This window comes from Brevundimonas sp. FV1ye28 (assembly GCF_058681135.1).
In genome coordinates this window covers 1,056,144-1,076,502 of sequence record NZ_CM178731.1, presented here as the reverse complement: position 1 = coordinate 1,076,502, position 20,359 = coordinate 1,056,144, and the positions used below count along the sequence as shown (strand labels likewise).

Here is a 20,359-nt window from a genome sequence, read left to right as displayed (position 1 = left end):
CGGGAAAGCGACTCGCTTACCAAACGCTGCGCGGAGTGCCGGAGGGGCGCTACGGCGGAATAGACAGAGTCGCGACGATAAAGGCGGTCGCTGTGGCCAGCGTGCTGGAGCCGATCAGCAGCCAAGATACACGACCGCTTTTGTCGCATTCGTTGTCGCAGCGCTAACCGCCAACCCTTTGTCAAACAACTAGTTTTTTAGTCGCGACAGGTTGTGGGCCGGTGGCGGAGAGGGTGGGACTGTCACCGCTCCTGCCACGCACATTGAAACTAAACGAGTTTTTACGATACGAATGTAACGGTTGGAGCTCGCAGCTGTAACAGCTCGCCGCCGATTACCCAATGGGTTCGACATCGATTTATGAAGGGCCGGGGGAGACTGACGGTCCCCGCTAACCCGCGTTATCCCACTAGATCAGATGCGCAGCTGGAAAATGCGCCGGTTGCCGGTCCCGTATCTAGGCAACTTAGAAGCAACACCACAACCCGCCTGAGTAAAATCCACGACCGATTAGAGAGGGCAGGGGGTGCCGACCGCCTTCATTGTATCAGCTTGAAAATAACGATTATCCAACCAGCTCTGCAACGCCTAACGTTGAAGAAGGTGGCAGCGACCCTCTCAAAACGCCCCAGCCACGTGAAGTTGGCAATTCCGGCACGCGGCTGCCATGACGGAACGGTAATCCCATGCCACCCTTTGATGTGCACTCTAGCGATGATCACTTAGGTCAGAAGCGGGGATTGACGGACTAGTTACCCTTGTTCCGCCAAGCTCCGCAGTCTCGTTGCCTTGTTCATCCAGACAGACGTGATCAGGCGACGTGGTGGGAAAACCACTCTTCCGCGTTCGCTGTCAACGAAACTTGGGTCGGCTCATAAAAGTCTGTAACTCGCTGGTTCGCTGCATTCACGACGAAAAGTGGGTAACATTCTGGCTCTGCAAGAATACGAACCCATAGATTGCGGTTCATCTTAGACGTGTCCGCGGATCCATTCGTTAGAGCGTTCGGATATGACATGGCCCCAACTGCGTATGCCGAGCTCATTATGGAAAGTCTATCGTCGTCTGTCAGATCCAGTCCCGGATCCAGGGCGAACGATGCTCGGACCTCGTGAATTTTTACATCGGGGCCGCTATAGTTTGCCAAACGGCTTGAGAATGCCCGTACGCCGTCTGGATGACTTGCTAGAGAGGCATACAGCGCAGCCGTTCGGAAGCTTGCCTGACTAAAATCTAAGTCTCGCTCCGGAGCATCTAAGAGGGCCGAGAACTCCTTAACTAGAGAGCAGGCCATATCGAACTCGTCTGCGTCAAGACGGGCGACAATGTCATCTATATAATCAATCAATTCGATCGATTGATCACGTCCTGCCAAGAGCACGCAAAGTGCACATCCGACCAGCGTCTTCGGTCCCACAGCAGAGTGTAGCACGCTCTGCCAGAAATCCGTCTGTGGTGAGTTGAACGCCATTGCGACGGTCTTTAGTGGGCCGTCAGCTCCCTTTTGCAAATCGGCCTTCAGATCGCTGCTTCCTAAAGAGCAAGCGATCATCGCCAGACGGTAGAAAAGAAGCCGTTCACCCCAAACAGCAACCCCGCCGTTAACGACGTCCCTCCAAGGCTCCGCCTTAGTCAGCCAATCGTCTCTTTGCGCGTAAAGATGATCTATAAGGCCCCGCGTCCATGTGGCTACCTCAGGTGCCAATTGGCTGTCGTCGGCCTCAACGTCAGGCCTCTGGGGGGAGAGGGCTACTGGCAGATAAGATATAAGTGGCCTATCACCTACATGATGTTGTAGCGCTGACGGTAACTCATCATCAGTAATAGCTGTAAGTACAGTAAGCAGGAGCTGCCGCCCGGTCGAGGGTGGATCAAAATAGAAGTTGTGAACAACCCCGCTTAGCATCGCGCTTAAGGCGTTCGAAAATAGGTCGTCGTCTAATACTAGCTCGTCCGCGTAGCTTTCGTTCCCATAAACGTCAGACAGGTCTATCAGTCCAGAGGCAACCTGCTCTCGAACTAGTTGGTAAGGCAGTCCTTTGTCTTGAAAAACGTCCAAGGAGTGACCGACAGACGCTCTAAGAGCGACTTCCGTTTCAGAGAAAGCAGACAACCATAGGGCAGTACGATCAGCTCGGCCAAGATTTGATTTGATAATCATTGAGAAGCCGTATCTAGCGTCCCACGTACGAGAAGATAACAGTCCTTCCACAGCCGCATCTACGATATCGCCGCGCCCCTGCCGCTCTGGTAAGGAAAGCGAATTGCGCGAGCGTGGAGAATAAACCTTGCTGGATAGTACGCGGAAGGTGCGCGGGTTACATACACGTTTCAGGATAGCCGTCTTAGACGGTATTGACTGATTGAAGACCCAGTCAGAAAGTAGGGTGACGGCAAGTGTGGCAGGCTCGCTGGTCAGTCCGTAGTCCGGAGTGTCGAACAGTTCGTCTAACCCCTCGCGAAGCCCCGGGAGCTCGCCTTTGTCGTAACACCCAGCGAAGAACCGAGTGACATTTCCCCAGTAAATATTCTTAGAAAGTGCCGAGAAACGATCCCCGCGCGTTCCTTTCTTCTCACTACCGGTCGGGGAATATGGCGACGTTACGTAAAGATGTTGGCCTGCAAAGTATTCGCGAAGTGGTTGAACCTCAAACTCATATGTACCCTCCACGCGAGACACGATTGCCACAACTCGCTGCCGCATCGCGGTAAATAGTTTGCCAGCGAGGTCGTCATCGTACTCTTCCGCTTTCAAGTATGTGCCCACAGCGGCTAGAAGTTCGGCCTCCGTCATGCGTCCGTCGCTCTTTTCGGTCTCGACCTTGCACTGAAGAAGCCAGGCTATATGGCCGTGCAGCTCGAGTACAACCTCTCGAAAGTCTCTGACGACTTCGTCCTTCTCGGCTTCCCTGTTCAAGAAAAGTTCGACATAACTTCTGTAGAGAGCGGTCCTCTTATCGGGCAGGCTTTCTCCCATTTGCCACATGAGCGCTAGGAGGATGGCGAGCTGCATTGGATTTTTAGCGAGCTCCGCTATGTGCTCTTCTTCCATGCGTCGAAGCACGCGTCTCGTGAAGGTCTCCACCTCGGAGCTTTTAATGCTCTTGGCCTTCACCCACCTCCCGAGGTACTCTGCAACCTGTTCCTTCTCTAGGGCACTCAAGTCCACATGCTGCCAGGTCGAAGTATCAAATGACGGTGCGTTAACGAAGGCGGTCGGACGGCTCGTTACGATCAGCTGGTAGTTAAGAGATAGGCCCTTGAAGCGCATTGCTGAATAGGTGGCTTGCTCGATAATGAGGGTGCGGAGTTTGACATCAGCAACCTCATCAAAACCATCCAAGATAATTACCGTGGAGCTGTTGCTGAGCAATTCGTGTAGGTCGGACACGTCAAATGGGATGCCGCCGGAATGGGTGGCAATTTCGCTCGCTATATACATTTCGAACGAAAGGTTCGCCTCATCTCCCTGCGCTTTCAGGCACCGCTTTGCCCAGACCGTATAGTCGCGTAGATCGACCTTGAGCGGCAGTTTGACGGGGCCGCTCTTGTATTGCGAGTGAAGGCCAGAGAGATCGGCTTCGCGCCCCAGCAGGCGGGCGCGGAAGACTTGCGCCATGAATTGCGAGATGGTCGATTTACCCTGACCCGGTCCGCCCTCGAGGATAATATTGCGATAGCTAGCGGATACACTCCCAAGGCTGAAAAGTGCAGATGCACTGACCCGTTGATACGAGCGGTCAACAAGTGAAGCTGTTAGGCCGCTCTCGATAAGTTCTGAGGCTACTGAGTGGGCCAAGCTCCGGTTAAGGCGCTCTCCCTCTATAGAGCGGCCGTCTACTGGGGCGCTTGGCTTGATGTAGACAAACAAGTCCGTGAACAGGTTAAATATGTTGTTTTCAAGATCAACCTGTTTGAACTTGAGGTCACGCTCTGCCTCATAATAGTGTGCTAGGTATGCGGATGTAGCGTTCTTCCGTCGGCGGTGGTTATCGCCCAAATCACTCTGCATCAGAATGGCTAGCGCGTCGGCACCCGATAAAATCTCGGGATATGCCCAACGCAAGGTCGAGCCATCAAGTCTCGCCTGTAAATCTTCCCGCCACCAGCAGGTTGCTTCGATACCTAGAAGGCCGGTAAGGATCGTGTCTAAACGGTCCACTGTCCCCGCGTCCTTGTGCGCGGTTCCAGAGACATTGCTGATCAAATAGTATCGTTTTAGGCCTTCGGCCTTTAGCTGTTGGACTTTCTGATATTCGAGCTTGGCGAGTGCAATCAGCTCTTCACGTGCTTCCTTGCTTGTTGGGCTTCTGGAGAATTTGACTTGGAAGACTACCTCGTTTGACCCGTCTGGCCCGCGGATGAAAGCATCACGTCCACCGTCAGGCTGTCCGACAGCCAGAGCGCGAGCGTTAGGCCAATCCGCGATAACCAAGCTCTGACAGAGCTTCTGGAAACGCTCAGCGCCAAGGCACTCGAAATTGTAGTCCATCAAATTCTCCCCCTGCACAACCTGTAGGGTGATTTTCCGCGTTGGCAAAACCGTTCGGCAGGAATGAAAATTTCTGCGATCATGCGAGACACCACCTCCTACTATGGCGGCACGGCAATCCCCCCGGAGCCCCTTGGCCGGTCCGCTGTCTTTTTTAGCTATACCGCTGCGAGGCGTCTCACGAACGCCGCTTAGTGCCGACATTGCGCGTCTCACAATATGTCTTGCAATAAGCCCGATCCAGGTCTAGACCTTTCGAGACAAGGCGCTATGGGCGTCGGTGGTTGGAAGCAGCGAGATGGCACTGGTTGGGTATGCGCGGGTCTCATCAACGGGCCAGTCTCTAGAGGTCCAATTAGAGAAGCTCACTGTGGCGGGCTGCGAGGAAATCTTCTCAGAGAAGCGATCCGGTACGACTAGGGCTGACCGCGTCGAACTAGATGCCGCTTTGCGGTTTGTGCGAAAGGGCGATGTCCTGTTGGTATCGAAACTCGACAGGCTGGCTAGGTCCGTGAATGACCTCTCTTCCATCGTCGCTGACCTCGACAAGCGCGGTGTGGGCTTCAGGGTTTTGGATCAGACAATCGACACCACCACGTCCAACGGGCGGCTGATGCTCAACATGCTCGCAGCGTTCGCGGAGTTTGAGACGGACCTAAGGGCAGAGCGCCAGCGGGACGGGATCGAGAAGGCGAAAGCCGAAGGGCGGTACACGGGACGCCCTGCCACCATCAAAGCGGATGCCGTGAACTCTCTTAGAGCTGAGGGTGTTGGGGCCAGCGAGATTGCCAAGCGCCTTGGGATCGGGCGGGCTTCAGTCTATCGCCTTCTCGAAACGGCCGACTGACGCCGTGCGGTCGAGCCTCCCCAGGACAGCCGCTTTCCCGGCTGCTGAGGACGAGAAAAGCAAAGGGCACCGGTGGCTTATCTTTCCTTGGAAATCGGCTGTGCGGATCCCGGACCTCACGACCGGAAAGGATTTTTCTCGGCTTGGGATTGGCCCGTTCTCGTTCAGTGCCAACATGGGCGCTCACCGAAATCCGATGTGCGACCTCGACGATGCTCCACTTTGGTCGAATAAGCAGTGCCTCTCGTCTAGAAGCGAGACGGGCAATGAGGACCGCGCATGACCGGACTAGTCGAAGAGTTGCAGCGCGAAGCCCTCGATCCAACTGTTCCAGTCACACAGCTACTGCGCCGCGCCAAGGTTGTGGCCGTGAAGCTGAAACTGGACATGGTGAGTGATTGGCTTGATGCCGAGCTGAACGGTTATGAAACCGATGCGGTCTTGCCGGAGTACCGCGTACAGCGCGGACAGCCTAAATGGTTCAACCCCGTCCATGGTTGGCTCCCGATCCAAGGCCCGTCATCAATCATGGAGCTGCTGACCCAGCGGCGGGTCCGGCTGCCCATCAGCAGCCTTGAGGACTACGTGCGTCGGCCTGATGGGGAGTGGCACCTTCCGTTCTCACAGGAGATGATCACGCAGCTATTCCCAAACCAGCGCTACATCAACCAAGCTAGCTTGTTCTTGGACATTTCCCGTTTCGTAGAGATTGTGGACCGTGTTCGCGGGAAGGTGTTGGATTGGGCGCTAGACCTCGAACGAGCTGGCATCACTGGCGAGGGTCTCAGTTTTTCTCAAGCTGAACGGCAGAAGGCATCTCACGTGACCATCAAGATCGAACAAATGCACGGTAACCTATTGTCTGGTGACGTGTCCGGTCCCAACGCACGCGCCAATTTGGGCTCAACTGATCGATCCACCAATCAGATTGTTCAAGGCGACGTCTTCGGCGACCTAAAATCCGCGATAGAGGGGGGTGTCTCCGGCGACGACCAGATCCGGCTCTTGGAGGCTTTGGACGATATGAGGTCCAAGCGTGGCGGCTCCGACTTCGCGGACGCCTACCAGAAGTTCGTCACAGCAGCAGCTAATCATATTCAGGTAGTGGCCCCGTTTCTCCCCGCTCTGACCGCATTACTGGTGGGCGCGCCGATAGCGAGCTGAATAGCGGGCTGACCGCAGCGGCCACGTACTAGCCGAGGCCGAAGATCGTCGGACCGGGATTAAGAGGGCAGCTTCTGTGATCTGCCGCCTAGCTCTCTCTTTGCGGGGACCCTGGGATTTCTCGTCTCAATCGTATTGATACCCTAACGCACATAGGCGCCACCGCTGTCTGTGTCGTCCGCATTGCGGGGGCCTACGTAACGGTCATGATCGCGAGACGGAGCAATCCTGAGGGAGCTCGGCAATAGCCGGGTCGCGATCACCGGGTACACTCACCAGACGCGCGATCTTCTCAAGGTCAGATTTCTAGGGGTGTCCGGCTCAGTCCTGCATCTATTTCCGAGGAGATAGGAAGCAGGGAGCCGGGCAGCCTACCGACAACACATCAAACTCAGGTCAGGTATGGGTAGTGGGGGGCGTGGAAGGAGCGGAGGGGAGCGACTGAGACCGAGAGGCGGTGGGGTATGAGGTGCACCCGGCAAAGTCCAGGGCTAGCCCATAGGTATAAGAAGCGGTCCTAGCCAAACGTGGCCAACTCCTCTGGAGCCAAGAGCCCTTTCTCATGCCCTTTAGACATGTAGAGCGAGGCTCCAGCCTCAATGAGAAATGCGTCCGCCTCATTCAAGGCTGCCGCTTTGGCTGCCTGCGGTGTGTGCAAAAGACTGCCGAGAGCGAGGAACACTGCGTCTTCCGCTTCCGAGCCCGGCTCAGTCCGATGAAGGCCGTTCGTCATGGCTCCGATTGCCAACGCGAAGTTGGACGGCTTCGGTCCCTTCCTGCCTGCAATCAAGTCGGGAATGGCTTCCCAGAGCTTGGCAACGAACATGTTTGCTATCTTCGCCGCGTCACGGTTCCGTCCTGAAATGGCAGACGTTTCCAAGGCATTCTGAACGATCACCGCGACTGCGCTTCGACGGAAAAACATAAGGCTACCTAGTCACGGACGGGCTGACGATTACAGCCTACAGGACTAAAGCAGCCTTATCTTGGGTCGTAAATGCCGTGGCCGCAAAGGCCGCATCCTCGGACACCTTCGTCCATGTCGAGGGTCTCCGGAGCGAGTGACGAAAGCGGAGCGCTACAGCGTCTTGGGTCCCTCATTCGCGAATGTCGCCGGGAACTAGATCTGTCTCAAGAAGCGCTGGCGGATGCCGCTGGGATCGACCGTTCGCACATGGGCAAGATCGAACGCGGGGAGCGCAACGTTACCCTGCTCAACCTTGTCAGGATCGCAGCCGCACTCGGGCGGCCGCCCTCAGACCTCTTGGCTCGGGCCGGTCTTTAACTTTCCGGGACCTCATGAGGGGGGCGGAATTTCCCGCTGTGGGGCCTCGTCTCCCGCGGCTGCGCTCCCGCTGTTCCCAAGTCTAATTGATCAGCCTGACGCGCCGGGAAATCGATCCCCATGGCGGATCCGTAGGGCTAGCCAACGAAGGTGTGCGTCTGCCGATGTCGCCAGCGTACCTTAGACTTCAAAGCGAGGGATTTTCTCAAGCTCCCCGGAGAGGTAGGGCATCTCGCGATCGCCGTAGTTTCGGCCCTCGCTCGCGTTCGCATGGCCGGGGAACGCGTCCCTAGCTTCTTCCTCCATGCCGTGGTTACGCCCGAGGGTTTTGAAGAGGTGACGCCAACCGTGGTTCGGTTGAACGTTCGGATCACTCACACCTAGCTCCCTGACCCATGCCGCGAGCCGTTCGCCAACCTTCTTGTACTGGGGGTTGCCAGACGCCCCCCCTCTGGAGAGTTGAGGATCATAAAATATCGGGGAGCTACCAGCAGCAACCGCAACCTCTGGAAAACCCTGTGCGACCAGATGCGAATGGAGAGGAACCATTCGCGCCTTGTTATTTTTCTGCCCTCCCGCCTCAGGTGTAATTCGAAGCGTCCAAATCCCTGCGGTGAGCGTGACGTCAGTGCCTCGAAGTTGCGTGATCTCGTTCACCCGAGCGCCACTGTATGCGCAAAGCCAAGGAACCCAGCGCCGAGCTAGGGCGTGGCGGGGCGAGAGCTTCTCACTCTGCGGAACAAGTGTTGCGCTCAGGATCGTTCGTACCTCAGAGATGGTGAGGCTTTTGCCTCTTAGTTCCGGCTCCTTTTTCAGCCGGACTTTCACTCCGGAAACTGGGTTTGTCTCAACACGGCGTTCCTCGACAGCCCAGCTAAAGGTTGCCTTCACCGCCGCCAAGTATACGTCCCGGATCGTTATCGGGCGCAAAGCTCCATTCTTTCGAGTGTCACTCGAAAGGGCATCTCTCCACCCTCGAACGTCGCTCTCACGCACTTTGGCAGCGTTGTCGTGGCCCAGATAGTTGATGAAGCTCTCAATAACCGCCTTCCAACGTTTGACGGTGGCTGGCTGTAAGGCCGCTGCCTTCGAGTAGCCGTCGAACAGGTCGCTTATGGTTGGGAAGGTAGGACGTCCTGCAAGCAGGGCTTTAATCTGAGGCAGGCCGTCGACTGCACCTTGATCCCAGCTCAGCTTTCGGTCCCTTTCCGCACGCTCTTTGTCAGCGGGGCTGTCAAACTCGTGATCTGGGATGAGGTCTCGCATCGCAGCTTGCGCGGGGGAGAGCTGGCTTCTAGGGCCCCGCAGCTGATCTAGAATGATCGCAGCATCATCCTTCCTTGCTTCAAGCTCACGGTCCTCAGCGAAGCTCTCCGCTTCGCGCCATCTCATGGCCTCCTGATCGTAGAGGAACTGCTGTTCTTCGCGCTGCCGGTCCGCCTGTGAGGGCTGCGCAATAGGCTGGACGCCAGCGTCAAACATGACCTGCGCTTCTTTGATCCACCCATCGGTTTCAACAGCCTTCAAATGGCATCGTCGCTTGGCTTCAGCTCGATCTTTAGTGTGTAGCGAGACGCGCCATTCGGTTCGCTTCTTTCCGCTTGGCGTAAGGAAATAAGGCCGCAGATGCTCGGGTACAGAGCGCCGGAACGCGTACACGGCTCGGTCAAAGTTCAGGTAGCTGCACATGAGAGCCTCGACTGTTACGACTGTAACACCCGCTCGTCAAAAGTCGCTGTTTTCGCAGACTTTCTAAGGCGGTTCAGCACCTTAGAGGCCGATGGCGGAGAGGGTGGGATTCGAACCCACGGTACCCGTAAAGGCACGCCGCATTTCGAGTGCGGTACATTCGACCACTCTGCCACCTCTCCGCGGGGCCGTAGTGCGCTTGGTCGACAGCGAGCGGCTTCTCTAATGGGGTCGAGGTTGCGCCGCAAGCGGGTGCGGACGATTTTCCGCGCTGATTTCGTTCACCGCAGTGCGGGCAGGGCGAGGCCGAGGGCCTGGCCGTCGCGGGGGCCGGCGCCGGTGAAGCGGAACAGCTCCGCCGGGCGGCCCCCCGTGCCGGTCGACAGGCGGCCGGTGGGCTCCACCAGGCCGGTGCGTTCGACGCCGCGACGGAAGTTCTGCTTGTGAAGGTTCAGGCCCACGACGGCTTCGGCGGCGGCCTGGAGTGCGGAGAGGGTGAAGGTCTCGGGCGTCAGCTCGAACAGCACCGGACGGTAGCGGAGCTTGCTGCGGAGCCGGCCGAGGCCGGTCGCGAGGATGCGGCGGTGGTCCGAGGCCATGGGGCGGTCGTGGAGGTCCAGCGGGGCGGCGTCGTCACGGTCACGACCGGCCTCGGCGACAAGGCCGGCCTCGTAGAGCAGTTCATAGCGTTCCAGGACGCGGGTCTCGTCCCAGCGCGCGGAGGGCGACGGCGCGAAGAGGGCTTCGATCCGGTCCATGCGGGCGGGATCGCCGGCGGCCCAGGTCGTCAAATGGTCGAAGATTTCATTGGCGGGTTTGGTCGGGGCGGCGCGACGGTCTTCCCAAGGGAAAATCTCCAGCGCGGGGGTCCAGCGGGCGCCGGGCGGGGCCATGTCGACGGCGTCGGCGGTCAGGGCGAGATAGCCGATGGAGACCTCGCGCTGGCGGTCGGGGCCGGGGGTGGGGCGTGGGGCGGCGCGGCCGGCGTCGCCGAAGGTGTAGAGCTGTTCGACGAAGCCGAGGCCGAAGCCGGTCTGGGCCGTCACGAAGGCCCGGAGGGCGCGTTCGAAGGTGCGGTCCCCGGCCGGGTCGAAGGGGCCGAAGGGCAGGGCCAGTTCTCCCTCGGACGTCTCTGTGGTCAGGACGCAGAGGCGGCCCGAGCGGAGCGCCATGACGACGGCGGACAGGCCGATGCGGACCCCGTGCTCACCGCCCCAGCTCACGCCGCTATTCCGTATGCCAGGCGTCGGCGGCGGGCAGGATGCCCACGGCTTCGGCGAGGACGCGGTAGCGCTCCAGATAGCGCTGCTGGGCGATCGGGGCGGGCAGGGGGTCGATGACGAGGTCGTAGCCCGGCGGGGGCGAACCGAAGAAGCCGAGCGACTCGGTTTCGTTGAAGCCGGCCAGCTGGGTCGCTTCGAAGAAGGCGCAGGCCCGGTCCGCGCTCTTGATGAGCTTCTTGATGGGCAGGGGCGTCTTGGGCGGAAGTCCGAAGCGGACGTGGATGGCGTCTTCCAGGCGGGCCTCGAAGGATTTGTAGCTGACACCAAGCGCCGCCTTGAACGGCGAGATCATGTCGCCGATCACGTATTCGGAAGCGTCGTGGAGCAGGGCGGCCAGGCGCCATTTCGGCTCAAGGCCCGGCTTCAAATGGGCGGCGATTTCTTCGACGACGCAGGAGTGCTGGGCGACGGAGAAGGCGTGTTCGCCGATGGTCTGGCCGTTCCAGCGGGCGACGCGGGCCAGGCCGTGGGCGATGTCCTCGATCTCGATGTCGAACGGCGAGGGGTCCAGCAGGTCGAGGCGGCGGCCCGACAGCATCCGCTGCCAGGCGCGGGGGGCTGGCGTCCGGGAAGCGCGAGGGGAGGGAGCAGAGGCCAAGGCGGAGATCCAGACGGCGAACGGCAGGTCAGGTGACCCATCCGCGTCGCCGGATCAAGCGCAAGCGGCCTATTCGCCCACGTTCAGAGTGACCAGGTCCTTGGCGGAATCGAAGACGCCGTCCGAATCGCGGTCCTTGGCGCGGACGGTGGCGATGACGATCGGGCCGCCGACGGGACCGCGCGCCTCGAAGCCGACCAGACGCCAGCCCTGATCGGCGGGGCGGCTGTCGGTCAGCAGATAGGTGCGTCGGGTGGCGTCGCCCGGGGCGTTGGTGCGGATTTCGGCGGCGTCGTCGTGGGCCTGGACGCTGACGCTTTCGTCGGACGAGCTGATTTCGGCAGTACCGGCGCTGTCGTCGGCGTTGATCGAGAAGCCGCCGAAGCGGACGCTGGCCCTGTCGCCGTCGGCATCGACGCTCATGCCGGGCAGGCGGACACTGGCGCGGTCGCCCTCGGCTTCGATGGCCATGCCTGGGGCGTGGACGCTGGCTCGGTCACCGGCGGCGACGGCCTCCCTGGCTGCGGCTTCCGCTTCGGCGCCGGCGATGTCGGCCTGGACTTGGGCGGAATCGGCGGCCGTCTGGGCGCGGGCCGCCGCGTCAGCGGAGGCCTGGAGCTCGGCGGTCGTGTGCGGCATGTCGGCGGCGAGCGCGGTCTCGAAGCGTTGGAGGACGGCGTCGGCGTTACCGTCGCTGAGCGTGACCAGTTGCAGCGAGACTTCGGCGCCGCGCGGGCCGGAATAGAGGCAGGTGGTGCCGGCGCCGTGGGCGGTGCCCTTGCGGGTCAGGACGCCGATGGTTTCGGGGCATTGCAGGGTGTCGACGACCTTCAGGACGCCCTTGGCGCCGGTGTCGGTCGTGGTCGAGGTGATCCGCACGGAGTCGCCGTCGCAAGCTGCCGTCATCAGGCAAGCTGTGCAGATGGTGGCGAGAAGCAGTCGCATCTAGAAGTTCCTCTTCAGGCCTTCATCTTGAACAGTCGTCGACTCTATTCCAGTGAAATCGCGGTAACCGATCTGACGATATCTGTCCGTCGGGTGTCAGGAATGCGCCGTTTCTCAAACGCCGGGACGTGAGCCCTCTCGGCGGTTCAGGAAGGCCAGCCGTTCGAACAGGTGGACGTCCTGTTCATTCTTCAGCAGGGCACCGTGGAGGGGCGGGATCAGCTTGTTAGGGCTGGTTTCACGCAGGGTCTCGGGCTGGACGTCGTCAACCATGAGCAGTTTCAGCCAGTCGAGCAGCTCGGACGTCGAGGGCTTCTTCTTCAGGCCGGGCGTGTCGCGGATTTCGTAGAAGGTCTTCAAGGCCTCCGAAACGAGGCGAGGTTTGATGCCGGGGAAATGGACCTCGATGATCGCCTTCATCGTCTCGTCGTCGGGGAAGCGGATGTAGTGGAAGAAGCAGCGGCGCAAGAAGGCGTCGGGCAGCTCCTTTTCGTTGTTCGAGGTGATGACCACGATCGGGCGGACCTCGGCGCGGATGGTCTCGCTTGTCTCGTGGACGTAGAATTCCATGCGGTCGAGCTCCTGGAGGAGGTCGTTGGGAAACTCGATATCGGCCTTGTCGATCTCGTCGATCAGCAGGATGGGGCGGACGGGCGAGGTGAAGGCCTCCCACAGCTTGCCGGGCTTCAGGTAGTTGCGGACGTCCTTGACCCGCTCTTCGCCCAGCTGGCTGTCACGCAGGCGGCTGACGGCGTCGTATTCGTAGAGACCGTTATGGGCCTTGGTCGTGGACTTGATGTGCCAGGTGATGAGAGGGGCATTCAGCGCCTTGGCCATTTCGTAGGCGAGGACCGTCTTGCCGGTGCCGGGTTCGCCCTTGATCAGCAGGGGACGCTCCAGGGCGACGGCGGCGTTGACCGCGATCTTCAGGTCCTGGGTGGCGATATAGTTCGAGGTGCCCTCGAACCGGTCTTGCGGCCGCGACATCGGATGCTCCGGTGGTTGTCGAACCACGACTACCGATGGCGCGGCCGGTTAACAACGATCAGTTTCAGGTGATGCGCTTGGCCGAGACGGGGTCCGAGGCCGGGAAGGTCTCTTCCACACCCTCGTCGATCAGGGCTTCCTGGCGATCCTCGGCCTTCTCGTGCGTCTCGTTAAGCTGATCGGGTTTGCCGTGCAGACGCTCGGCTTTGCGGGCGTGGGGCGTGTCGACGTCATGGTCCGGACCGCGGTCTTTCGGATCGGCGGTGCTCATTTTTCTTCTCCTTCGGGGCCGTAGCCCAGGTCTTCGATGTCGTCGTCGGACAGGGTCTTGGCTTCCCAGTGGGCGGCGCTGGCCTGGGCACCGCGCGCATCCTCCATGAGGCCGGAGTAGACCAGTTCCACCTCGCCCTCGCCGGGCGCGTCGGCGCCCAGGTCCGTCTCGTTGATGCGGGTGCCGTCTGAACCGTACTGGGCGTCCGCCTCGGGTTCGACGCCGTCGGCCCCGAGATCGTCGTCGAGATCCTGATCATCCTCGTCGAAGTCTTCTTCGTCATCGTCGCCCTCGGCGGTGGTTACGTCGAGAACCTCGGGCATTTCCTCGAAGGTCTTGTACTCGTTCGTGATGCCGCCGGTTTCGGAAGCGTCAGAGTTGTCTTCGTCAAAAGCTTCCGACTGGTCGATATCGGGCATGGTCGCCTCCCTGTTGTGAACAGCTCAACGCCGTGGCTTTGCCGGGTGTTCCGCCTGTCGGGCAGCGGTCATCGTCCTTCCGCTGCGAACGGGTGTGGGGAAGTCGACGGAGCCTGGGCGTTCGCCCGGAACCGAGGTGGCCCCCTGCTTTCGCGTTACGGGGACCGATTGATTGTGTTTTCGGCTCGCGCCGAGGCTCCGTCCCCGACCGGGTCCGCGAGCGTCGCCCAGCGGGTGTACGGATACCCCGGGGGGGCCTGCATCCCCGCCTCGGCGAAGACCGGCCACGAATCCCGGGTCCTTTGGACCCTTAGGCGATAGGCCCGCGACGGGCGGCAGGCTCAGGCCCGCCGGGCTCCGAGGTTTCACGCCCCCCGGACAATCCCGCTACGATCGGTCCCGCCGCACGTCCGGGTCCTGGGCCCAGGACGCCTTCCCCAACGACGGGATGGCTCCATCATAAGGGATGTTCGAGGGGGCGCCGGTTCGGAGGGGTCTTAAAAGTTCGGGGTATTGGATTCGTTGGGGGAATCCGGCGATGCTTGGCCAAACTTGGACGCCCCTATCCGTGCACCCCGGCGAAGGCCGGGGTCCAGATCACGCTCCCAGGCGGCCGGGATGAGGTGTCGGTGTGCTGCCTGAACCCTTGGTGACCTCCATCTGGACCCCGGCCTTCGCCGGGGTGCACGGTGAGAGAGGGCGGGTGTGACCCCTCGCCCGCCCGCAAGGGGGAGAGGGGACGGCACCCGGGGGACGGCCTGATCGATCAGCCGCCGGGGCGGACGACCATGCAGGTGACGCGGCGTTCGTCGAGGGCTTCGCAGGCGGCGCGGGCGGCGGCCTCGGTCATTCCGGTGAAGCGCGACCGGTGCCAGCCGGCGACCGTGACGACATTGCGTTCGGCGCTGTTGAAGCTGGAGCGGAAGCGGCGGTTGACCTCAGTCAGCCAGTCGCGGGCCACGGTCTGGTCGCGGAAGGCGCCGACCTGGACGGCCCACCGATCGGCGGGCGGCGTTGTGGCACGGGCAGGGGCGGTGGCGGCCGGGCGAGGCGGATTGGCGACCGCGCTCCGGTTCAGGCTCGAGGTCGAGCCGGCGGGCGGAGCGATACCGCCGTTGAGGCTTGCCGTCAGATTGCCGGGCGCTGCGGTCGTGCGAGCCGGGGCCACGACCTCGGCCCGGCGCACCGGTGCAGGCGCGGCCGCCGGCGGGATCGGCGTCGCGCGCGTGTAGTTGGCGGGCGGGGCGCTCGGCATGGAAGCGGCGACCGTGGTCGGAGCCGGCGCCGTAGCGGCCAATGCGGTATAGGCGACGCTGGAGGATCCCTGTCCCTCCTCGCGCTCGGTCGGCGCCCCGTTGAGGGCGGCATAGGCGACGGGGCCGCCGGTGTCGGGGCCGCCGATGCCGAAGCCGCGCGCCTCGAAGAAGGCCTGGGCCAGCTGGATGCGCTCTCCGGCGGCGCGGCGGCGCTCGACCTCGAAGCCGGTGTCCATGAGGGAGGCGACGTGGGCGTTGCGGGTCGCGCTGGAACGACCGCCCAGAACGATGGTGATGACGCGCTTGCCGTCGCGAACGGCCGAGGCGGCGAGGTTGTAGCCCGAAGCGTTGGTGAAGCCGGTCTTGATGCCGTCATAGCCGTTGCCGCCCAGCAGCAGGCCGTTGGTGTTGCGATAGCTGCGGCCCTGGTAGTTCCAGTCGTGAAGGCCGAAGTAGCTGTAGTACTGAGGATAATCGCGCATGATGGCGCGGGCCAGTATGGCCAGGTCGCGGGCCGAGGTGAGCTGGCGGCTGTCGGGGAGGCCGTTCGGGTTGGCGTAGCGGGTCTGGGTCATGCCCAGTTCCTCGGCCTTCAGCGTCGCCATGGAGGCAAATCGGGCCTGGGATCCGCCGATGTGTTCGGCGAGCGCCATGGCCATGTCGTTGGCGGACCGGACGGTCGTGGCGCGCATGGCGTCATCCAGGCGGATGGTCTGGCCGGCGGCGAGACCCAGTTTGGACGGCGGCTGGGAGGCGGCGAGGGGAGAGATGGTGAGGACGTCGTCCAGATCGGCCGAGCCCTTCTCCAGCGCTTCGAACACCAGGTAGAGGGTCATCATCTTGGTGACCGAGGCCGGATAGCGGCGGCTGTCGGCGTGGCGGGCGAACAGGACCTCGCCGGTGCCCGCATCGACGACGATGGCGGCGTAGCGGCTGTTCTCGCCCGTCTGGGCGTGAACACGGGTCAGGCCGAAGCCGGCCAGGCCGACCAGCATGGCGAGGGCGCAAAAGCCTGCGATCAGGCGGCGCGCGGGGCTTTGTCGGTTAAGCATCATCGCCAAGCGAAGCCTCTTCCATCCATGACGCGGCGACGGCCCCCCGGCGCGACGCAAGTAATGAGCCTAGCATGAGGGCGTCGGGTTTCACGGTGGTTAACCAGAGATCAACGCGGATTTGAACGGGCTGAACCTGACGCGCGAATCCCGTGACCGGTGATCGACGTTCACATGTTGCAGTGCACAATAAGTCTTGACCCTTGTTCGCACTTGCACCATATCAGCCACGTCGAACCGGGACTCGCCCGGGGAGAGAAACATTCAGCGGTCTGTCGAAGTAACGGCCGTGATCACTGGTTCAGGAGACTATCATGACTGACACCGTCACCAACGCGAAGAAGACCGTCGAACAAGCCGCCACCGCCACGATCGAAGCCCAGAAGGCCCAGACCGAGCAGTTCAAGGCCGGCGCCGAGAAGTTCCAGGCCACGAGCACGCAAGCCCTGCGCGACGGCATGGAAAAGACCACCGCCTCGATGGCTGAACTGTCGGCCCAGTCGAAGCAGAACCTCGAAGCCCTGACCGCTTCGGCCACCGCCGCCCAGAAGGGCGCCGAGGCCCTGTCGGCCCAGGCCCTGTCTTACGGCAAGACCAGCTGGGAAAACGGCGTCGCCGCCGCCCAGACGATCTCGCAGGCCCGTTCGATCCAAGAGCTGATCGAGCTGCAGACCAACTTCGCCAAGTCGGCGATGGAAACCTATCTCTCGGAAGTCACCAAGATGACCGAGACCCTGACCGGTTCGGTCAAGGACAGCTTCAAGCCGATCAACGAGCGCGTCACCGCCTCGGTCGAGAAGTTCCAGGCCGCCCGCTAAGGCGACCTGTTCCTAGTGTAGCTTAGGCTGAGGCCCTCCGGAGCGATCCGGAGGGCCTTTTGCTTGTCCGGCGCTCAGACCGGACCCAGCAGACCGTCCATGGCGCGGGCGACGTTCTCGACCGTGTAGGGCTTCTGCACCACGGGACGGCCGCGGTGCTCGGTGGGCAGGTTGGCCTGTTCGCCGTAGCCGGTCGCGAACAGGAAGGGGACGCGCAGCTCCGCCAGCCGGTCGGCGATCGGATAGGAGTTGCGGTCGCCCAGGTTGATGTCGAGCATCGCGACGGTCGGCTTGTGGGCCTCGATCTGATCGAGCGCGCCCATCACCGTCGCCGCAGTGGTGACGCTCTCGGCGCCGAGACGCTGGGCGATGTCCTCGGCGTCCAGAGCGATGATCAGACTGTCCTCGACCAGCAGGATGTCGTGGCCCTTGAGGATGGCGGCCGGCATGGCCTGGGGGTGGCCGACGGCGGGGCGGGGATAGCGGACCGTAGCGCCGGTCGGAATCTGGCGCGGCTCGGACAGGTGGCGGGCCGGGATGCAGAAGGTGGCGTGCACGCCCTTGGGGTCGTAGGCGATGCTGGCCTTGCCGCCGAGGTCGTAGGGGACCGAGCGGTCGATGATGGTGGTGCCGAACCCCTTGCGCGTCGGGGGCGTGACCTCGGGGCCGCCGGTCTCGCGCCATTCCAGGATCAGGTCGCCCTTGCCGTGGCGATGCCAGCCGAGCGTGACCTTGCCGCCCTCGACCGAGAGGCTGCCGTATTTGTTGGAGTTGGTGACCAGTTCGTGGACCACTAGCGCCAGGGTCGAATAGGCGTTCGGGTTGAGGAAGATGGCCTCGCCTTGCGTGACGATGCGGTCGTGGTCGTCGACGAAGGCGGCTGCCTCGGCGTCGATCAGGGCCTGCATGGGGGCGGGGCCCCAGTGGTCGTCGGTGATCTGATTGTGGGCACGGGCCAGGGCGTGGATGCGGCCGTCGACCACGGCGGCGAAGTCCTCGACGCTGCCGCCGTCGGTGCTGGACTGGCGGATCAGGCCGCGGATGAGGCCCAGGATGTTGCGGACGCGGTGATTCAGCTCGGCGATCAGCAGTTCCTGGCGGGCGCTGGACTGCTGGCGTTCGGCGGAGGCCTCGTCGGCGAGGCGAAGGACGACCTCGATCAGGGTGGCGCGCAGGGTCTCGGCGACGCGGACTTCGGAAGAGGTGAAGGGCTGGGAGTGGCCCTCCACCAGCTGCTTCCACTCGGCGAAGCTTTCGCGGGGCGACAGGCGCGGGCCGTTGGGACCGTATTCGACGGGCTTGTGCGGGTCACCGGCCCAGCGGACGGAGTGGATCAGTTCCTTGCGGAACAGGACGACGTAATCGCGCGGGCTGCGCGAGATGGGGATGGCCAGGAGGCCGGCCGCTTCCGAGGCGAAACTTTCGGCGTCCGGCAACAGAGAGCCGATGTGGTCGGTGGCGAAGACCTTGCCGGCGGCGGTGCCGTTCAGGGCGCGGACGATGCGGCGGAAGTCCTCGATCGGCGGGGTGGTCCCCGAGAAGGCGTGGGCGCCGCCCAGCCAGACGCCGACGCCGTCGGCCGGGATGGCGTGGGTCAGGATGTCGCCCAGCCAGTCGGGGTCCTTGAGCAGGGTCTCGTCGGAGGCGACGGCGCCGAGCAACTGGTCGGAGATGTCGCGGGCGCGGCGCTCGTACTCGACCGTCTGCTGACGCTCGCGGCTTTCCAGACGCATCGAGAACATCTGGGCGAACAGCTCGGACACCGAGCGGCGCTCGAACGTCGGGCAGCGGGGCGAATAATGGTGGCAGGCGAACAGGCCCCACAGCTTGCCGTCGACGATGATCGAGATCGACAGGGACGCCTGGACGCCCATGTTCTTCAGATACTCGATGTGGATCGGCGAGACGGCGCGCAGGACGGACAGGGACAGGTCGAGCGGCTGGCCCGACTGGTCACGCTGAGGGAGGATGGGCACCGGCGTGGCGTTCACGTCGGTGATCATCCGCAGCATGTTGCGGCGATAGAGCTCGCGCGCCTGGGCCGGGATGTCGGAGGCCGGATAGCGCAGGCCCATGAACTGGCCGATGCCGGCCTTGACCGCCTCGGCCACGACCTCGCCCGAGCCGTCGGCGGCGAACCGGTAGACCATGACGCGGTCGAAGCCGATCAGGGCGCGGACCTGGCGTGCGCCTTCGCGGAAGAAGGCCGGGAAGTCGGCGGTCTGATCCAGGCGGGTGATCATGGACCGGACCATGCCCGAGGCGTCGCCATGCTCGCCGGACGCCGGTTCGGCCTCGATGACGACCTGACCGCCTGAGAAGTGGATGGCGATGTCGAACAGGGTATCGGGTGAGACGAGGGCGCAGTCGAACAGCCGCTCGACGGCGTCCGGGCCGCGCAGAATGGCCGAACGGTTGCGCAGGTCGTGGACGGCCTTGGGCGAGAAGACCTGATCGAGCGGCAGGCCGAACAGGTCCGAGGGCTCGCGGCCGATGAACTGGCCGATGTTGGCCGAGGCGCGGGCGACCAGCCAGTCGGCGGTCAGGGCGATCAGGAAGCCGACGGGCTGGATCGCGCCGAGGATGTGGATCGGCTCGCGGTCGCAGTTGGTCAGATCGACCGACAGATTGTCGGGGTAGCCGTCAGTCACGTCCTGTCGTCTCCAAGAATATTTGACGCGGAGGACTCAAAGGCTTCGAAGACCGAGGACGCCGCCGCGGTGGCGACGGCGAGATCGGTCGATGAGCTTAGCCGTTCATCCAGAACCTTGACCAATGCGCGCCATAACAACGAGTTCCCGCTTGTCAGGAAGCTGCGGGGCCATGTGACGGGGACCGCGCGAACCAGCATGGCGCCGCCGAGCCGGGATCCCTCCAGCACATAGAGGGCGCCGAGGATGGCGGCTTCGGAGATGAGGGCGGGGACCGGGACGGGGACCGGTTCGGGAAGGTCGAGGGCCGTCAGATCGGCGCGCAGCGCGGCGGAACGGCGACGTTCGGGCCAGTCGGCGATGACGGCTTCGGCGCCCGCCGCGTCGAGGGCGTCCTCCATGGGGAAGAATGCGCCGGCCTGGGCGCGCAGAAAGGCTGCGTAGTCGACGGGGTGGGCGAGGTCGAAGGTGGAGAAGCGGGCGTCGAGCCGTTCGTGCGCGTGCGAGGTCGCGGCCCTCAAGGCGAAGCGGGCGCTCATGCGGGCGTGGGCGACTGGATCATAGGCGTTATTTAGGGGCCGGTTCCGCGAGAGGCCAGCGGC

The 20,359-nt window shown here is 62.5% G+C and carries 16 protein-coding genes and 1 tRNA gene; 4 read left to right on the top strand and 13 right to left on the bottom strand.

The features are described from left to right. Positions 1–811: 811 nt before the first annotated feature. On the bottom strand, positions 812–4,492 hold the full coding sequence (locus ACW171_RS05435) for an NACHT domain-containing protein (protein ID WP_492096074.1): 3,681 nt from the start codon (positions 4,490–4,492) through the stop codon (positions 812–814). Positions 4,493–4,790: 298 nt separating this feature from the next. On the opposite strand from ACW171_RS05435, the gene ACW171_RS05430 reads away from it, so the two are divergent. Together ACW171_RS05430 and ACW171_RS05425 are read left to right on the top strand one after the other, a co-directional pair. Further along, positions 4,791–5,339: a recombinase family protein gene (locus ACW171_RS05430; protein ID WP_492096073.1), complete on the top strand. Its 549-nt coding sequence runs from the start codon at positions 4,791–4,793 to the stop codon at positions 5,337–5,339. Between the two features lie 279 nt (positions 5,340–5,618). Beyond that, complete coding sequence (locus tag ACW171_RS05425; RefSeq protein WP_492096072.1) at positions 5,619–6,503, top strand: AbiTii domain-containing protein; 885 nt, start codon at positions 5,619–5,621, stop codon at positions 6,501–6,503. A 517-nt stretch (positions 6,504–7,020) separates the two neighbouring features. Here ACW171_RS05425 and ACW171_RS05420 read toward each other — a convergent pair. Beyond that, positions 7,021–7,329 (bottom strand): hypothetical protein, encoded by a 309-nt coding sequence (locus tag ACW171_RS05420; RefSeq protein WP_492096071.1) that lies wholly within the window; start codon positions 7,327–7,329, stop codon positions 7,021–7,023. A 171-nt stretch (positions 7,330–7,500) separates the two neighbouring features. Here ACW171_RS05420 and ACW171_RS05415 point away from each other — a divergent pair, with 171 nt between their 5' ends. Then, positions 7,501–7,788, top strand: coding sequence for a helix-turn-helix domain-containing protein (locus ACW171_RS05415; RefSeq protein ID WP_492096070.1), 288 nt, complete (start codon positions 7,501–7,503; stop codon positions 7,786–7,788). A gap of 180 nt (positions 7,789–7,968) precedes the next feature. Here the strand turns inward: ACW171_RS05415 and ACW171_RS05410 are convergent, their stop codons facing one another. The 9 genes from ACW171_RS05410 to ACW171_RS05370 all read right to left on the bottom strand — a co-directional run bounded on the left by ACW171_RS05410 (position 7,969) and on the right by ACW171_RS05370 (position 16,291). Next, positions 7,969–9,477, bottom strand: coding sequence for a DUF6538 domain-containing protein (locus tag ACW171_RS05410; protein ID WP_492096069.1), 1,509 nt, complete (start codon positions 9,475–9,477; stop codon positions 7,969–7,971). A 92-nt stretch (positions 9,478–9,569) separates the two neighbouring features. Further along, positions 9,570–9,659, bottom strand: a tRNA-Ser gene (locus ACW171_RS05405). 99 nt (positions 9,660–9,758) lie between these two features. After that, a complete protein-coding gene (locus ACW171_RS05400; RefSeq protein WP_492096068.1) occupies positions 9,759–10,700 on the bottom strand; it encodes an NUDIX hydrolase in 942 nt (313 codons plus the stop codon). Positions 10,701–10,704: 4 nt separating this feature from the next. Further along, on the bottom strand, positions 10,705–11,298 hold the full coding sequence (locus ACW171_RS05395) for a YfbR-like 5'-deoxynucleotidase (protein WP_492096594.1): 594 nt from the start codon (positions 11,296–11,298) through the stop codon (positions 10,705–10,707). Positions 11,299–11,427: 129 nt separating this feature from the next. Beyond that, a complete protein-coding gene (locus ACW171_RS05390; protein WP_492096067.1) occupies positions 11,428–12,303 on the bottom strand; it encodes a methyltransferase type 11 in 876 nt (291 codons plus the stop codon). 114 nt (positions 12,304–12,417) lie between these two features. Then, on the bottom strand, positions 12,418–13,290 hold the full coding sequence (locus ACW171_RS05385; protein ID WP_492096066.1) for an AAA family ATPase: 873 nt from the start codon (positions 13,288–13,290) through the stop codon (positions 12,418–12,420). 64 nt (positions 13,291–13,354) lie between these two features. Then, positions 13,355–13,561 (bottom strand): hypothetical protein, encoded by a 207-nt coding sequence (locus tag ACW171_RS05380; RefSeq protein ID WP_492096065.1) that lies wholly within the window; start codon positions 13,559–13,561, stop codon positions 13,355–13,357. Beyond that, positions 13,558–13,980 (bottom strand): hypothetical protein, encoded by a 423-nt coding sequence (locus tag ACW171_RS05375; RefSeq protein ID WP_492096064.1) that lies wholly within the window; start codon positions 13,978–13,980, stop codon positions 13,558–13,560. Before ACW171_RS05375 ends, ACW171_RS05380 begins: the two co-directional genes overlap by 4 nt. 766 nt (positions 13,981–14,746) lie before the next feature. Continuing rightward, a complete protein-coding gene (locus ACW171_RS05370; RefSeq protein ID WP_492096593.1) occupies positions 14,747–16,291 on the bottom strand; it encodes a D-alanyl-D-alanine carboxypeptidase family protein in 1,545 nt (514 codons plus the stop codon). A 311-nt stretch (positions 16,292–16,602) separates the two neighbouring features. Here ACW171_RS05370 and ACW171_RS05365 point away from each other — a divergent pair, with 311 nt between their 5' ends. Next, a complete protein-coding gene (locus tag ACW171_RS05365; protein WP_492096063.1) occupies positions 16,603–17,106 on the top strand; it encodes a phasin family protein in 504 nt (167 codons plus the stop codon). Positions 17,107–17,180: 74 nt separating this feature from the next. On the opposite strand, the gene ACW171_RS05360 is transcribed toward ACW171_RS05365, so the two are convergent. Further along, positions 17,181–19,757 carry an HWE histidine kinase domain-containing protein gene (locus ACW171_RS05360; RefSeq protein ID WP_492096062.1) on the bottom strand — a complete coding sequence of 859 codons (2,577 nt, stop codon included), beginning with the start codon at positions 19,755–19,757 and terminating at the stop codon, positions 17,181–17,183. Then, entirely contained in the window at positions 19,754–20,296 is a 543-nt protein-coding gene (locus ACW171_RS05355) for a biliverdin-producing heme oxygenase (RefSeq protein WP_492096061.1), read from the bottom strand. Before ACW171_RS05355 ends, ACW171_RS05360 begins: the two co-directional genes overlap by 4 nt. Positions 20,297–20,359: the final 63 nt, after the last annotated feature.

Coding starts and splice junctions, on each gene's coding strand:
- ACW171_RS05375 (WP_492096064.1), bottom strand. CDS start 13,980: ATGCCCGATATCGACCAGTCGGAAGCTTTTGACGAAGACAACTCTGAC.
- ACW171_RS05425 (WP_492096072.1), top strand. CDS start 5,619: ATGACCGGACTAGTCGAAGAGTTGCAGCGCGAAGCCCTCGATCCAACT.
- ACW171_RS05395 (WP_492096594.1), bottom strand. CDS start 11,298: ATGCTGTCGGGCCGCCGCCTCGACCTGCTGGACCCCTCGCCGTTCGAC.
- ACW171_RS05355 (WP_492096061.1), bottom strand. CDS start 20,296: ATGAGCGCCCGCTTCGCCTTGAGGGCCGCGACCTCGCACGCGCACGAA.
- ACW171_RS05385 (WP_492096066.1), bottom strand. CDS start 13,290: ATGTCGCGGCCGCAAGACCGGTTCGAGGGCACCTCGAACTATATCGCC.
- ACW171_RS05380 (WP_492096065.1), bottom strand. CDS start 13,561: ATGAGCACCGCCGATCCGAAAGACCGCGGTCCGGACCATGACGTCGAC.
- ACW171_RS05415 (WP_492096070.1), top strand. CDS start 7,501: ATGCCGTGGCCGCAAAGGCCGCATCCTCGGACACCTTCGTCCATGTCG.
- ACW171_RS05435 (WP_492096074.1), bottom strand. CDS start 4,492: ATGGACTACAATTTCGAGTGCCTTGGCGCTGAGCGTTTCCAGAAGCTC.
- ACW171_RS05430 (WP_492096073.1), top strand. CDS start 4,791: ATGGCACTGGTTGGGTATGCGCGGGTCTCATCAACGGGCCAGTCTCTA.
- ACW171_RS05365 (WP_492096063.1), top strand. CDS start 16,603: ATGACTGACACCGTCACCAACGCGAAGAAGACCGTCGAACAAGCCGCC.
- ACW171_RS05420 (WP_492096071.1), bottom strand. CDS start 7,329: ATGTTCGTTGCCAAGCTCTGGGAAGCCATTCCCGACTTGATTGCAGGC.
- ACW171_RS05410 (WP_492096069.1), bottom strand. CDS start 9,477: ATGTGCAGCTACCTGAACTTTGACCGAGCCGTGTACGCGTTCCGGCGC.
- ACW171_RS05390 (WP_492096067.1), bottom strand. CDS start 12,303: ATGCGACTGCTTCTCGCCACCATCTGCACAGCTTGCCTGATGACGGCA.
- ACW171_RS05370 (WP_492096593.1), bottom strand. CDS start 16,291: ATGATGCTTAACCGACAAAGCCCCGCGCGCCGCCTGATCGCAGGCTTT.